Origin of the sequence: Chthonomonas sp. (assembly GCF_035294165.1) — a bacterium.
Lineage (GTDB): Bacteria > Armatimonadota > Chthonomonadetes > Chthonomonadales > Chthonomonadaceae > Chthonomonas.
The window spans coordinates 114,367-127,992 of record NZ_DATGLN010000207.1 but is presented as its reverse complement, the minus strand read 5'-3'; the positions used below and the strand labels follow the sequence as shown (position 1 = coordinate 127,992).

General features: G+C 53.1%; 9 protein-coding genes. 4 read left to right on the top strand and 5 right to left on the bottom strand.

Going from position 1 to position 13,626, the window contains the following annotated elements; genetic code table 11:
* Positions 1–17: 17 nt before the first annotated feature.
* A complete protein-coding gene (locus VKV29_RS11640) occupies positions 18–1,736 on the bottom strand; it encodes a CRTAC1 family protein (protein ID WP_324201479.1) in 1,719 nt (572 codons plus the stop codon).
* Between the two features lie 321 nt (positions 1,737–2,057).
* Between VKV29_RS11640 and VKV29_RS11635 the strand changes: the two genes are divergently transcribed.
* Positions 2,058–2,468 (top strand): hypothetical protein, encoded by a 411-nt coding sequence (locus VKV29_RS11635; RefSeq protein ID WP_324201478.1) that lies wholly within the window; start codon positions 2,058–2,060, stop codon positions 2,466–2,468.
* A 67-nt stretch (positions 2,469–2,535) separates the two neighbouring features.
* On the opposite strand, the gene VKV29_RS11630 is transcribed toward VKV29_RS11635, so the two are convergent.
* A complete protein-coding gene (locus tag VKV29_RS11630; RefSeq protein ID WP_324201477.1) occupies positions 2,536–5,244 on the bottom strand; it encodes a VPS10 domain-containing protein in 2,709 nt (902 codons plus the stop codon).
* Between the two features lie 475 nt (positions 5,245–5,719).
* Between VKV29_RS11630 and VKV29_RS11625 the strand changes: the two genes are divergently transcribed.
* From VKV29_RS11625 to VKV29_RS11620, 3 genes are all read left to right on the top strand, one after another.
* The gene (locus VKV29_RS11625; protein WP_324201476.1) at positions 5,720–5,866 is read left to right on the top strand and encodes a hypothetical protein; all 147 of its coding nucleotides are present in this window, start codon (positions 5,720–5,722) and stop codon (positions 5,864–5,866) included.
* 27 nt (positions 5,867–5,893) lie between these two features.
* Complete coding sequence (locus VKV29_RS15395; protein WP_414647354.1) at positions 5,894–6,643, top strand: RHS repeat domain-containing protein; 750 nt, start codon at positions 5,894–5,896, stop codon at positions 6,641–6,643.
* A 1,202-nt stretch (positions 6,644–7,845) separates the two neighbouring features.
* Positions 7,846–8,997: a choice-of-anchor tandem repeat GloVer-containing protein gene (locus VKV29_RS11620; protein ID WP_324201475.1), complete on the top strand. Its 1,152-nt coding sequence runs from the start codon at positions 7,846–7,848 to the stop codon at positions 8,995–8,997.
* 77 nt (positions 8,998–9,074) lie between these two features.
* Here the strand turns inward: VKV29_RS11620 and VKV29_RS11615 are convergent, their stop codons facing one another.
* The 3 genes from VKV29_RS11615 to VKV29_RS11605 are packed head-to-tail and all read right to left on the bottom strand — an operon-like array spanning position 9,075 to position 13,500.
* Positions 9,075–10,127 (bottom strand): sugar ABC transporter substrate-binding protein, encoded by a 1,053-nt coding sequence (locus tag VKV29_RS11615; RefSeq protein WP_324201474.1) that lies wholly within the window; start codon positions 10,125–10,127, stop codon positions 9,075–9,077.
* Positions 10,124–11,074, bottom strand: a complete 951-nt coding sequence (locus VKV29_RS11610) for an ABC transporter permease (RefSeq protein WP_324201473.1) — start codon at positions 11,072–11,074, stop codon at positions 10,124–10,126. Before VKV29_RS11610 ends, VKV29_RS11615 begins: the two co-directional genes overlap by 4 nt.
* A 20-nt stretch (positions 11,075–11,094) precedes the next feature.
* Complete coding sequence (locus tag VKV29_RS11605; RefSeq protein WP_324201472.1) at positions 11,095–13,500, bottom strand: DUF2961 domain-containing protein; 2,406 nt, start codon at positions 13,498–13,500, stop codon at positions 11,095–11,097.
* Positions 13,501–13,626: the final 126 nt, after the last annotated feature.

Sequence of the window (13,626 nt, the reverse complement as noted above, 5' to 3'; positions counted from 1 at the left end):
TTCTTAATGGAAATTTGTTAGAAACTCTTGAGAGGCAGCGCATCTGCCTGTGATGTACGTCCCTCTTTAATCGAATAGTATCTGTCCACTTCTAACGCCCCTAAACGCTGTTGTAGACCAGATAGCCAGCAAATCTCTACATCCTGCACTGTTTTAGCGTTTCCGACGCCGAACAGCAGACGTCGATCGCTTTGAGAACAGTAGCTCGATGCACCCCGCACCCACCGCGTTTGTGTTCGTCCCTCTACACGAATCGTTACCTTTGTCCCTATGGCATCTCGGTTGGTATGCGTCCCTTCTAACTGAAAACCTATCCAGTGCTGATTCATCGCCCCCACATTACGAAAAAGCGTAAGAGGCATGTTAGGGCCGCTCACGAGAATATCAGGGCGTCCATCATTATTGTAGTCCCCTACAGCCAACCCACGCGTTACACGAGGTATTTGCAAATCTCCACCTCGGTCGGCATCTTCCTCAAAATGCCCATCTCCGCGATTGTGGAGCAAAATCTGGCTTTCCTGATACGTCACCCTGCCACGATCTCCCAAAATGTCATTGATATGGCCGTTCCCCAACACCAAGTCCAAGCTTCCATCTAGGTCATAATCGAGGCATTCCAGGCCAAAGGTTAAATACGGCTGATTGACACTTCCGACGCTTACGGGGTCCGACATAAAAGAGAATGTACCATCTCCGTTGTTCCGAAAGTAAGATCGGGGTTGGTGGCTAAAATTGCCCACAAAGAGATCGGGCAATCCGTGGTTGGTAAGGTCGGCCGCCACAACGCCCATCCCTGACAAAGCCTCCCCCACAGGCCCTAAGGCAACACCGGCTTGGGCGGCTACCTCCTTAAAACTCCCATTGTGCTGATTCTGTAATAACCAATTCGGCATCATGTCGTTAGTGACGTAGAGATCGGGCCAGCCATCGTTGTTATAGTCCAAATCCACAACCCCTAAGGCTTTCCCAACGAGCTGGGCCAACCCCGCCTCCTTAGTGACATCCGTAAAAGTGCCATCTCGGTTGTTATGATAAAGAACACAGCTATCTCCCAAATAGTCCGTAGGCAAACAGTACATCAGCCTCCCACTAGCATCCGCACACGGCTGATCCATATCTGGAAACCAGGAGACATAATGACAAATAAAGAGATCAAGCCATCCATCCTTATCATAGTCAAACCAACAAGCGCTTGTTGCCCAATGAGGTGCTCCCCTCTGGACAAGCCCTGCTTCTCGCGTTACTTCGTGAAAGCGTCCCTCATCATTTCGAAATAGGTGAACACCGCCATAGGCCGTCACCAACAGCGCCGGCCAACCCGTATTGAGATAGTCCCCGACGGCCACTCCCTGCCCATACCCCATATCCACGGCCAGACCAACCTCCGCCGTCACATCCTCAAAGGTGCCATCCCCTCGATTCCGATAAAGCGCAGCCGGAGGGCGCGGTCTTGGCGCACTTCCAGGTGCTGGGCCGCCTTGTACAGCAAAAATATCAAGAAGCCCATCTTTGTCGAAGTCGAGAAACGCACACCCTCCTCCTGTCGTCTCCACAAAACGATGGCGGGGCGAGGCATCGTTATCGTAACGAAAATGCAACCTAGCTTCTTTGGTAACGTCGCGAAATGGCCCTGGATAATGAGATGGGCGCGTCGTTAAGCGCCATCGAATAAACCCAGCACAACTCGCTCCGATAGCGACTCCTAAGCCCCGCAGCACTTGTCGCCGTGTCACCATATAAGATATGCCCATTGTTTTAGAAACGAGATCGAGGCTCGCTAGCCGCCGAATAATTACAGCCGTTACTTCTACATCCCGCCTCCTACTTCCTGCTATCAACGGATACCTAGGGCGAACTCCTTCCCCCGCTCGATACGTCGTTTTCTACAGAGGCGCATATTCCTAGGCGAGTACCTTCTCACAATTAAGCGGTCACAGGCATATCTCTACCCTAAGGCTATTTTCTGCCGCAAAGAGTGCACCCTTCGGTTGCGGGTCGGCCTATACACTGCCCGCATCGTTTACTAAAACGATACCAAACAAGGAGGTACTCGAAACGTGAAACGCACAAAAGCAGCTGCCTTCTCCCTTTTGGGAGCGATAGCCGTCCTTGGAGGATTGGCCTACGCCCAAGATCAAAGTGGCTCGTCAGACCAAAACATGCCCCAGCAAACGGCAGCCTCTAAAAGGGTCGAGGTGATGGTCAAAAAGATCAAGGACGGAGACAACTACAAGTGCTGCATCAAAGGAAAATGCGACTACTGCGCCGTGCACGTGGGCATGTGCAACTGTGGCGACAACGCCGCCAATGGCAAGCCGGTTTGCATCAACTGCAAAGGAGGTTGGGACGCCGGCTTAGGAGCCGTTATGGGGAAAACCAACGACGATATCAAACCCATTCCCCAAAATGGCGACGTCAAACCGGATATGCCCTCGGATAACGGCACAAACACCGACGACAACAAATAGCTTCGTTACCGATAATCCGATATTTCAGGGTCAAGAGTCGCAAGCTCTTGACCCTTTTTGCAAAACACTACGGGCCGATCTCATTCTCCCCACCGCTATCCGGATCGGCGTATGGCTCGTCCGTCTCCTCTTCCGAGAGCGCCGGGTTGCCGGCTATCGTCACCTTTTGCGACTGCTTAAACTTGCCGACCTGCAACGTTACCGTATAGACACCAGGCTTCACAAACCGTGGCGGCACTCCGCGGCGACCAGAGCCTCTCTCCTCCTCTTGCCTCTGCAACATATCCCAAATCAGTGTCTGCATTCCCGGATAACGCTCTCCAAAAAGTCGCGCTACCTCTTTATTTGCCGCATCGGTTATCACGACGGTGGGGGTTGCGTCCTCCAGGGTCGGCAGCCAAAACACGATGCGCACGCCTCGTGGAGGGTTGGGCGCCACGAAATCGTGTTGACCACTGATCTCGGTGGTAAGCGTATAGCGATATTCCAAAGCAGGAGACATAGGAAAGAGAATGGGCTGATCCTCCTTGGGATTGGAGGCAACGGTTTCCAGCGGCGCGATGTTGTCTAGCACCCATAAACTTCGGCCATGCGTTGCCGCCACAAGCGCGTGGTCGCGCGACTGAACGGCAAGGTCATCTACCGCTACGGTCGGTAAGTTGTCTCCCAACTTTTGCCAATGTTGCCCACGATCCAGGCTCACCCATGCGCCGAACTCGGTGCCGCAAAACAGCAGGTTCGGATTCACCGGGTCCTCTCTAAAAGCCTGTATCGGCCCTTCCTTAGGCAAATTTCCCACAATGGAATGCCAGGTCTTCCCATAGTCCTCAGTCACAAAAAGATAGGGGGCCAAGTCATCGCTCCGATGCCCGTCAATGGCCACATAAGCCCGCCCTGCTACAAACTGTGAAGCCAGCACACGTGATACCCAATAGTTTCTCACCTTTTCCGGCAAGTTGTCGGTCACGTTCTCCCATGTCTTTCCCTCATCTTGTGTAAGCTGCACGTTCCCGTCATCCGTTCCAACCCATACCAAACCTCGCTGAAGCGGCGAAGGCGAAATAGTGACGATCGTTCCGTAAATCTCAGCGCCCGATCCGGTGGTCGTGATATGCGGCCCCTCCTGCTTGGAGAGATCGGGGCTAATAACATCGTAATACTTACAGCCATCATAGAAACGAAACAGATGGTTTCCACCCATATAGACCACATCATGATCGAAAGGCGAGATGGCCAACGGCGTGTTCCAGTTGAAGCGGTAGTCCGGTTCCCCTTCAGGCGCTATCGGATGCATGCGTCGAAAGTTCATCGTGTGCCTATCTAATCGGTAGGCCTCCCCATTCTGCGACTCCGCATAGACAATCTGCGGATCGTCCGGGTCGGAAAGCACATAGAATCCATCCCCTGATGGGAAAGAAATCCAATCGCAATTGGTAATCCCGCGCTCATTGGTGGTGGCACTTGGCCCCGTCCAACAACCGTTATCCTGTAGCCCTCCGTAGACCCAAAACGGCTTTTGGTTATCTACACTCACCTCATAAAACTCACCCATAGGAAAGTTATTCATAAACTCCCAGGTGGAACCCCGATCGTGCGTCACATAAAGCCCACCATCGGTGCCAAGCCACATATGCTCCGGATGTTGAGGGTCTATCCAAAGCGCATGAAGATCGGGATGAACTCCCGGCGAACCGTAGCCGGGTATGGAAAAGTGCTTACCGCCATCCTGCGATACTTCAAGCCCAAACCCACATACATACACTCTGTTTGGATCGGCGGGGTCTACCCGAATCTGTCCGAAATAGAACCCACGTGGCACCGTGCTGTTGACCCGCTTCCAGGTCGCACCGGCATCGTCCGAGCGGAAAACGCCGCCAAAATTGCTGGTAGGATCAAAAAGGTCTTTGGCCCCACCCTCGTTACAGGCAACGACGGCATAGACGATGTTCGGCTGGCTTGCACATACCGATAGACCTATTCGCCCCACCTTCTCGGTGGGCAGACCCTTTGTGATCTTGCTCCACGTCTTCCCTCCATCCGTAGAACGATAGATGCCCGAATCGGAGCTTTCATCGTAAAAACCCCAAGGAGTACGCAAACGACGATAGGCTGCAGCTAAAAGCACATCCCCACCCTTCCCGGCCAAGGCCACATCTATCACGCCGGTCTTCTCGTTGATGTAGAGAACCTTCTGCCAGGTTTTGCCACCGTCGCTGGTTTTGAAAAGCCCCCTCTCCGAATTGTAACCCCACAGCCGCCCGGCCGCAGCGACATAGACGATGTTGGAGTTGTTAGGGTCTACAACAATGCGACCAATCTCGCGTGTATCGTCTAGCCCCATGTGCTGCCAGGTTTTTCCACCATCAGTAGACTTATAGACCCCGTCTCCCCAAGAAGAGCTGTTGCGTCCGTTAGCCTCCCCTGTACCTACCCACACGATATTAGGGTCGGATGGCGCCACCGCCACCGCTCCTACCGAGCCAACGGCCTCATGGTCGAAAATCGGCGTCCATGTGTTCCCATCGTTGGTAGATTTGATAACCCCACCCGTCGCTAAAGCCACATAGATCGTATAAGGGTTCTTAGGGTCTACAGCAACGTCCGCTATCCTTCCGCCCATCACTGCCGGTCCAATGCTACGCCAATGCATGGCTTGCAGCACATCCGAACGAAGACTGTGAGGCTCTTGGGCCTGAACGATGCCTAAAGAGAGAACCAAGAGGAAAACCCACGAAAACGATAGACTACGTAAAAGAACACGTTTGAAAGAGATCAAGGCGCTCACCTCAGAAGATAGGCTTATCGGCTCCTATGGCAGCGAGCCAACCGCAAAATAGAATACCCAACATAAGAGAATTTCACGGAAAATAGTCCTTAGGATAGACTTAGCATCCTCTGCAGACAGTGATAGCTTGGCTAGTTAAGCGCTTTCGTCTAACCACGCTTTCTACCAGTACAGCACTCTCAATAAAAAAACCGCCCAAAAAATTTTTTTGCAACCTCTTGACAGGTGCATAAATCTTTGTTATCATCTTCTACAGATGTACCCTCCCGACGTCCACTCGACGCCTGGAACCGGTCCCCATCGGCAAAAGGGCTTGCACAGAGTGCCCCTCCATAACCCTTCCCGAAAGCCCGTTCTATCGTCAGAGCCTCTTCTGAGGCCGAGTGGCTTCCCTTTATAGGAAAGCCGGCTTCTAAAATTAGCACCTGCTACTTCCCTCACCTAGCAGGGAAAGGAGAAACGACAGATGACACGCCCAACGGTTCGTTCGTTGGAAATACGCCTCGCTATTGTGGCCACAGCCGCTCTGTTCTCATGGCAGATGGGGCTTGAGGCGCCTCTGATTGCCTTAGGGCAAGTTCGTGTATCGCCCACCCCCCATAAACCGCAATAAATCTCATTAGGGAATGTATGTCAGCGTATGGATGGTTTAGGGAATGTGTTGAGTAGCTCGTTTTACGACGGTTATGGGCAGGGGGTTGGCCTGGTAAGTGGGGAGCCGTTCGGCTATGGAGGTCAGTGGGGTTACTACACGGATGGGGAGATAGGTTTCACGTTGTTGGGTTTACGTTATTATGATGGGGGATGTGGTCGTTTTTTGACGCGGGACCCTTGGTTTGAGGTAAGTGACAACCTCTATCGGTACACAGAGAACAATCCTGTCAATCTCCATGACCCCACGGGATTGAAACCCAAAGCAGTTACACCACTTTGTGCTGGGCATCTCAAACCACAAAAACAGTGTCCTACTGGTTATCAGTGGGTCTGCGTTTCCTGCTATGGCGTGGATAATTCTATTCCGTACTATAGCCAACGTCCTCATCAATGCCGGTGTCAACTAAGTGGTTGCCAGTGCAGTAACCCACTGTGCAGTTGTTATGGCATAAAAATGCAACCTGGTATATGCGCCATAGGGGGAGATCATAACCATCCTGAGGGCTGTGGCCCTGGAAAGGGAGCCATTATTATCAAACCTGATGGCACAAAGGTACCATGTCATATATGTGACAAGGGTAACTCAGGACAATCTTGCTGGAACGACCCACGTCACTTGGGTAATCCGCAGCATATTGATCTTTGTGTCAATGGCTCTGAGGATGAGCCTGATTGTGGCCATTCATGGAAGACGCAATGGTACTGCGTTCACTGTAGCGCATGGCCAATACATTAGCAGCATTTTGATCACTTAGTCCATGAGGTTAACACAGCAAAGATGCAACGCATGAGCAAAATTCTTTCATGTCTAATAGGGTGTTATCTTTTATTGTTTTATGCACGGGAAACAGATGGTGGCTTCGCTGCTGCAATCTACTACACGTCCCCCTCGCCTCTGCTAAACAACCATCGTCTTCGCTTTCATGTTCCCGATGGTTGGAAGCTTGTTGCAGTGAAACTGGAGAACCCACAACAAGGTGTGGTATCCCTCGCTATCTCTTCAAACGGCCAAATTCAAGACCACCCATTTTGGGATTTTCAGGGTATAACCCTCCTATTCTCCTCGAAACAGCACCAACAGCAGGAGCTAACCCTCTCTCTTGGCTATTTCAAGAACTACCATAACCCAGAAAAGCATTCTTCATTCCAAACAGCTACTGGGCTTACGGGAGGATTAGATTACCTAGAGAAACCGACCTCTTCTCATCCATTTTCAGTATGTTTGTGGCTTTCTGTTCCAATACTGCAGAGTAAACCCCTTATACTTGATCGCACTTACGGAACGTTTCTGTTTCTACAAGCCTCGATAAAACCGGCTTCACTTAACGAGAGCTTACACCTGCTAAAAAGCTTTGCTGCTACAATCTCTATCGACTCCAAGCCCTATCCGCCGGCGAACTGGTTGCCTGGTATCGCTTTGCCTCTTCAGACCCGCTCCGTTTATCACTGCCTGCCTAGTCTGTGGCTGGATGGGCGTGAGGTGCATGTACGCCTCCCGAAAGGATGGAGGCTAGTTCGCTTTGCTGGAGAGACCGCAGGAGGCGGCGCTTGGGAAACGCTGGTTCCCAACATGATTTTAGTTCCTGAAGGTCGCTCCTCTAAAAGGGGCTATCTGGACTTTTCTGTGACGGTCGACTCGCTAAGATACGAATTAGGACATGATAGCCTAAGCGGCTATCCGATAATAACCCGTTCAGGCCTCAGTGGGCTTTTTGCTCCGACTGATGAGGGTTACATGGCGACTTTGTATGCAGGGCCTCATCTGTTTTGGATGCCCGATCAGGGCAGTATGCTAGATATCAACTGTGTTGTGAAGGGCACGCTCAAAGACGATGTGAAGAGAGTAGTAATGAGTTTGCTCGCCGGTCTAGAGGTGGTTCCTCCATCCGTGGAAAAGAGAGCGCCTTTGAGCCTATACAGTGGGCATTTACGCTACTTATGGTCGAGCCTGAAAGCGACCTCTTTCCTTATGGGATTCAATCAGCGCAATCCATTCTTTTGGGAGACTTGGTCTATGGTGGGACACACCATACGGGGGCGATGTTCTCCCTCTCCCCCAACGGCACCGGCTTTCGTGTCCTCCACTCCTTCACTCCCCTCCAACCCGACTGCTCCAACCAAGATGGCGCCTTCCCCTTCGCTCCTCTTGCTCAAGATGCCCACCAACACCTCTTCGGCACCACCTCCGCAGGAGGACCCGCCTGCGACGGTACCCTCTTCACCCTCCAAACCGATGGCTCCCACTTTCACCTCCTCCATGCCTTCTCCGGCCCCGATGGCGCCCTGCCCTATGCCGGTGTCCTCCCCACCCAAGACGGATGGCTCTACGGAGTGACGGAGGAAGGAGGGCCGTACGGCAAAGGGGTGGTGTATCGGATAAGAGAGGATGGCACCGGCTTTCAGGTGTTGCATTCGTTTGGGGGGAGGGAGGGAGCCTATCCGTTGTTGGTGGAGTTGGTAGAGGGAGAGGGAGGCTGGTTGTATGGGGTGACGAGTGGTGGAGGGGTTTATGGGAACGGCGTGGTGTTTGGGGTGAAGGCGGATGGGAGTGGCTACCGGGTGTTGCATGAGTTTGGTGCGGAGGACGGTTTAGGGCGGAATGGGGATGGGAGCCATCCTTATTGTGGATTGGTGTTGGGTTTAGGGGGTTGGTTGTATAGGGTGACGTATGGAGGGGGTGTTTATGGGGCGGGAGTGGTGTTTGGAGTGAAGGCGGACGGAAGTGGCTACCGGGTTTTGCACGCATTGAAGGGTGGTGTGGAGGGTTCTCATGTGGTGGGGAGATTGTTGTTATTGGGGGATAAGTTGTATGGGGTCTGTAGTGAGGGCGGGAGTTTAGGTGGGGGATGTGTGTTTGTGTTGGGTGTAGGTGGAGAGGGTTACAGGGTATTGCATAGTTTTGGGGTAGATGGGGAGGGCTGGACCGGTTTAGGTGGATTGGTGATGTTGGATGGGGGTTGGTTGTATGGGGTGACAGAGGGAGGAGGGATTGGCGGGCAGGGAGTGATGTATCGGCTCAGGGCGGATGGCAGTGGTTTTGGTGCCGTGTACGATTTAGGGAAGCGTCTGAAACCGGTACCTTCTCGCTAAATTAACCTTAGCCCTCGTCACGATAGGGAGGAGGGCCGGCGCAAGCTTATAAGGCAAAGCGCCGGCGCACTCCTCAACTACTTCAGAAATTGAGCAACATTGGCCTTTGTCACGATAACACACTGCGTTTTCACCACCGGTGGCACCTTCTTGCCGTTGAGATAGTCGTTAATCGTATCAATCACGGTCTTCCCTATGAGGTCGGGCTGGGTAGCCAAACAGGCCGTATACTTTCCATCTCTGATTGCTTCCAGAGAAGGCCTGTTACCATCAATGCCAATGGTCAAAAGCTGGCGTCCGGCATCCCTCGCTGCCTTGGCCGCCCCCAATGCCATCTCGTCACTACATCCGAAAACGAGGTCGAGATTCGGGAAGCGCTGAAGCCAATCTCGTGTAATTGCCGTGCCATCTGCTCGAAGCCAATGCCCGTTCTGTTCGGCCACTATATGAATGTCCGGGTACTTCTTAAGTGCATCCTTAAAACCTCCCGCCCGAAGGTTCGTGTGGTCTCCAGGCTCTCCATCTAGTATCGCCACGTTGCCTCGATAGGTTCCATATTTCTGCTTTAGCAACTCCGCAGCCTCCTCACCGCACTTTCGTCCTCCCTCGTACTCATCATAACCGATGTAAGAGACTACCTTGCCCCCGCCCTCAACGGGGGATATCTGATTGTGCACAAAGATAGGGATATCCGCCCGGTTACAGTCCTTAATGATATTGACCAAGGCTTGAGGATTGATCCCACATACGCTAATCGCCGCCGGATGGCGCTGAATAATATCTTGCACTAACGCCACCTGTCCCGTATAGTCGCTCTCACTGGAAGGAGCCTGATCGATAATCGGAGGAAGCCCAAGACGTTTGGCCTCCTCTGCTGCAGCTGCGGCCAACGTGACGTGAAACGGACTGGTTTTTGCCGGCGAAACCACTGCAATGACGCGTTGGCTCAAAGCGCTGCCCTCACTTGGCGTAGAGGATGTTGCCCCCTTCGATCCGGAAGGGTTACTGTTGCATCCCACCAACGAGAGTAAAAAAAGACCTATCAACAGCCCTCGCTTGAGAGAGACCCGCTTGACGATAACATCCCTCTCAACGTCAACACATTTTCCTATAGAACATGAACGGTTCATAGTCGTGCTCCTCTTCTCTTCTGAAATTCATCGAACGCCACAGCCCCCATGATAATCGCCCCGATGGCCACTTTTTGCCAGTTGGAATCGATGCCGGCAAGGTCAAGCCCGTTGCGAATAAGCCGCATGAGCAGAGCGCCGGCCAACGTGCCCACAAGGTTCCCGCGACCGCCGCTCAGGCTCGTCCCTCCGATGACGACCGCTGCGATGGAGTTCAGCTCAAGATCGATGCCGGCATCGGGCACGGAAGCGCCTACCATCGCGGTTTCGGCTAGGCCGGAAAGAGCCGCCAAAACGCCACACAAAATGTAGACGCCAAGCTTAATCCGATTGACCCTAAGACCGGATAGATGCGCGGCCGTCTCATTGCCGCCGATGGCATAAATGGCGCGACCGGTGGCCGATCGCGATAACCACAGATGGCTCACCGCGTATAACACCAACATCAGCACCACCCCCACCGTCACCTGGCCGGGTAGTGTGTGCCCTAAAAAGGTGTAGCCGCGGGGCAGCTCGGTGATGCCGGTTCCATGGGAAACAATGTAGGCCAAGCCGCGCACAATGGACATGGTGCCCAATGTGGCAATAAACGGCGGCAAATAGGCCCGCGTGATCGCCACTCCATTGATCAGACCGACAAGTGCACCGACCGCCAAACAGAACAACACGCCGATAACGGCGGAATGGAAAGGGCCGGATGCGTGCTGCGTAATCAACCAAGCGCCCAGAAACGGCGCCAAGGCGGCCAAACTTCCCACGGAGAGATCGATCCCTTCGGTGAGAATCACCATCGTCATTCCAACCGAGACGATGGCGATCTCTACCGACTGATCGAGTACGTTCAGCAAATTGGAGGGTTGTCGAAACTGCGGTATCCAGATGGCGAAGAAAAAGGCCACCACCACAACGGCTACGTAAACGCCTGCATTACGAACGATCTCTCGCATACGTCTCCTAGAAGTACGGATTAGGGTAGAGGCTTTAGCCCAATGGCATCTATCCCAATAAGGTAGTTGGTAGAAGCCGGGTTCTTGCCCACCGATCGAAATGTAAGCAGATGCGTGCCCGCCGTCAGCATCACGTTCCCTAATACGGTCTGCTCTTTGGCCTTGACATCAGGGGTATAACAGTCCGTCGGCTGCCCGATGGGTTTGCCATCAAGCAACACCTGTACAACGGCATAATCTCTGGCCGTTGTATAGTAGACCGATAGCTCATAATTCCCCGTTTTTTCCACGGGCAACTCCACGGTCATCTCGGCGCACTGCTGATGACCGGTAAACCAAAGCTGCTGGTTGTTATCCCAATAGGGGCCGAAACCGGTCATATCTTGAATCTGGGCATCGCCTCCAGTTGCCTCCACCACCTTCAGGTCGGTGGCCGGAATGCTGTTTGGATGCAGCAGACGCCGCAACGTAAGATAATCCAAGTACAGTGTCTGCCCTGCCGGTATCTGAAAGAACAGAGTGTGGTTTCCGGCCGTTAAATGAAGCGTTTGGTGCACACTATTCGTTTCATCGGCCCGAATCGCCTCTGTGGGTGCAGGGCCTAACTGCTTAGGATCATCCACCGACCAGTTCTGGCCTAGTCGAGCCGTACCCGCCAACGGTGGCTGCACTAACGTGAGTATGTAGTCTCCCTCCTTAGAAACAGGCAGCACACAAGCGGCCGTTCCACCATGTAACGCCACCACGGCCCCTCCACTTGCCAATACGGGCAGGTTCATATCGTCTATCACTTGCGGGTCACCAGCAGTCCACTGCAGGCTCTCGGCCTCTATGGCATCTTGCGCATGCCAACGCGTGGGGGTAAGCTGAGCAGGATCAAGAGGAGACCAATCGTCCTCCGGTGCAGTCTGATACCAGTAGGCCACACAGGCATAGTCCGACCCAGGATAGTTGTCAATGGGGCCATGCTGAATGTCTACCCGAATAGACTTTTGGAAAGGAACGCAGTCAGTAATCTGGTACCGATAGGCATCCACCCGCGAGTGCGCCTCATCCTTGAGAATACAGCCATGAAATGCCTCATTAAAGGGTCCCTCATCGAAATACCATCCTGAGGTGTAGAAGTCCTCTGTCCCTGTTCCGATGATGGAGGGAAACGACTCTCCATCCACCCAAATTTCCTCATTCCCCTCCAGAAACCAAATGCCCCTATCTCCCTGCATGGCCGTGTGCTCGCCCACATACAGACCACGTCCCTGCACGTTGAGAATATGAAAGTTCTCCCCCTCCTTGTTGATCTGCCGATGCCAACGCGCGTGAAAATACCCAACATCTTTCAAAGGTTGTCCCAAACGGTGATAGCGCATCTGAAACAGCACGTTCACCGGTTTCTGCCCATAGTTCATCAGTTCCACCCGTGCACTCTTCGCAAAAGGCATCGGCCAAAAGCAAAAACCGCCCTGGTCGTTCATCGCATCCGGTAGCGCGGCAAATGTCTCATTTCCGAACCCGGCCCCAAAGAAATCGCCCACGGGTGCCTCTACTGCCGGACGAGTCGCCCCATCCCAATAGATACGGAGCACGGTCTGACGCAGAGTGTAGATGTTTGCCGGGTCAAGGCGAATATGCAGCGCGTCTATCTCGCCCGCCCCATTAACGGTGTTCAACGTTAGTGGCTGACCGGGCATACACGCAGTCTGCACATCCACCTCTTGTTCCCCTAGCGCTGTCGGCTTAGGATCAAGCCCCAAATGTTCCCACTGCTCCAAAGTCTCCCCTAAAGCGGCAAGCTCTTTTGTAGAGAGTTGCGGGGAAAAAGTTTTTATTTTTGTATCGTCCGGATAGAGCTGATACTCCACATGGTAGTACATTGGCCCTGGATCGGTCACGGTAATCAGACAGTGTTTCTGGAAAGGCATTGGGAAGTAGCAGTACCACCCGCCGCTTCTATGTCCCACCAAGGGTTGAAGAAAGGGCGGTACCTTACCGAGAAAGAGATCCTGCATGGCGCAATCTATAGTGGGTGTGGTCGCTCCATCAAAGTAGATGCGCAAACGCCCGGCCGCATTGGCCGACCAGAACCGATAGATGCACCCCGGCCCACGGATATCGGCGAGCACGGCCGTATTACCCTCCATGCGCAGAAAGTGGCCAAAATCTCCATTATAGAAATTGCGATCATAGCTTGAATCCTGCACACAGCGACTGTCGCGCAGATAGGGCAGCAGATCGAAACGCGAGAGTAACTCTAAACCGTAGGGTAACTTCGGCGAGTGAGGGTGTGCTGCCCGTGGCGCCAGCGACAAGGTGGATCCCGGCCCGTTAATGGGGTTTGGTAAGGCAACCGGTGACTGTTGAGCATACAGTAGTTGCGAGCTTAATAGGAGCATGGCCGGTAAAAGCGCATGACGAAACGTTTGGTACATCCTTTTCTCCACAGGGAAATAGCACTCGCGTGTAGATAGGGGATTTCGACAGGGAAATAAGGTATTCCTGCAAGCGGCAACACAGATGTCTTGTCAATCCCAGAAGACTTTCGGATAAAATAACAC

Coding starts and splice junctions, on each gene's coding strand:
- VKV29_RS11640 (WP_324201479.1), bottom strand. CDS start 1,736: ATGGTGACACGGCGACAAGTGCTGCGGGGCTTAGGAGTCGCTATCGGA.
- VKV29_RS11625 (WP_324201476.1), top strand. CDS start 5,720: ATGACACGCCCAACGGTTCGTTCGTTGGAAATACGCCTCGCTATTGTG.
- VKV29_RS15395 (WP_414647354.1), top strand. CDS start 5,894: ATGGATGGTTTAGGGAATGTGTTGAGTAGCTCGTTTTACGACGGTTAT.
- VKV29_RS11620 (WP_324201475.1), top strand. CDS start 7,846: ATGGTCGAGCCTGAAAGCGACCTCTTTCCTTATGGGATTCAATCAGCG.
- VKV29_RS11615 (WP_324201474.1), bottom strand. CDS start 10,127: ATGAACCGTTCATGTTCTATAGGAAAATGTGTTGACGTTGAGAGGGAT.
- VKV29_RS11610 (WP_324201473.1), bottom strand. CDS start 11,074: ATGCGAGAGATCGTTCGTAATGCAGGCGTTTACGTAGCCGTTGTGGTG.
- VKV29_RS11605 (WP_324201472.1), bottom strand. CDS start 13,500: ATGTACCAAACGTTTCGTCATGCGCTTTTACCGGCCATGCTCCTATTA.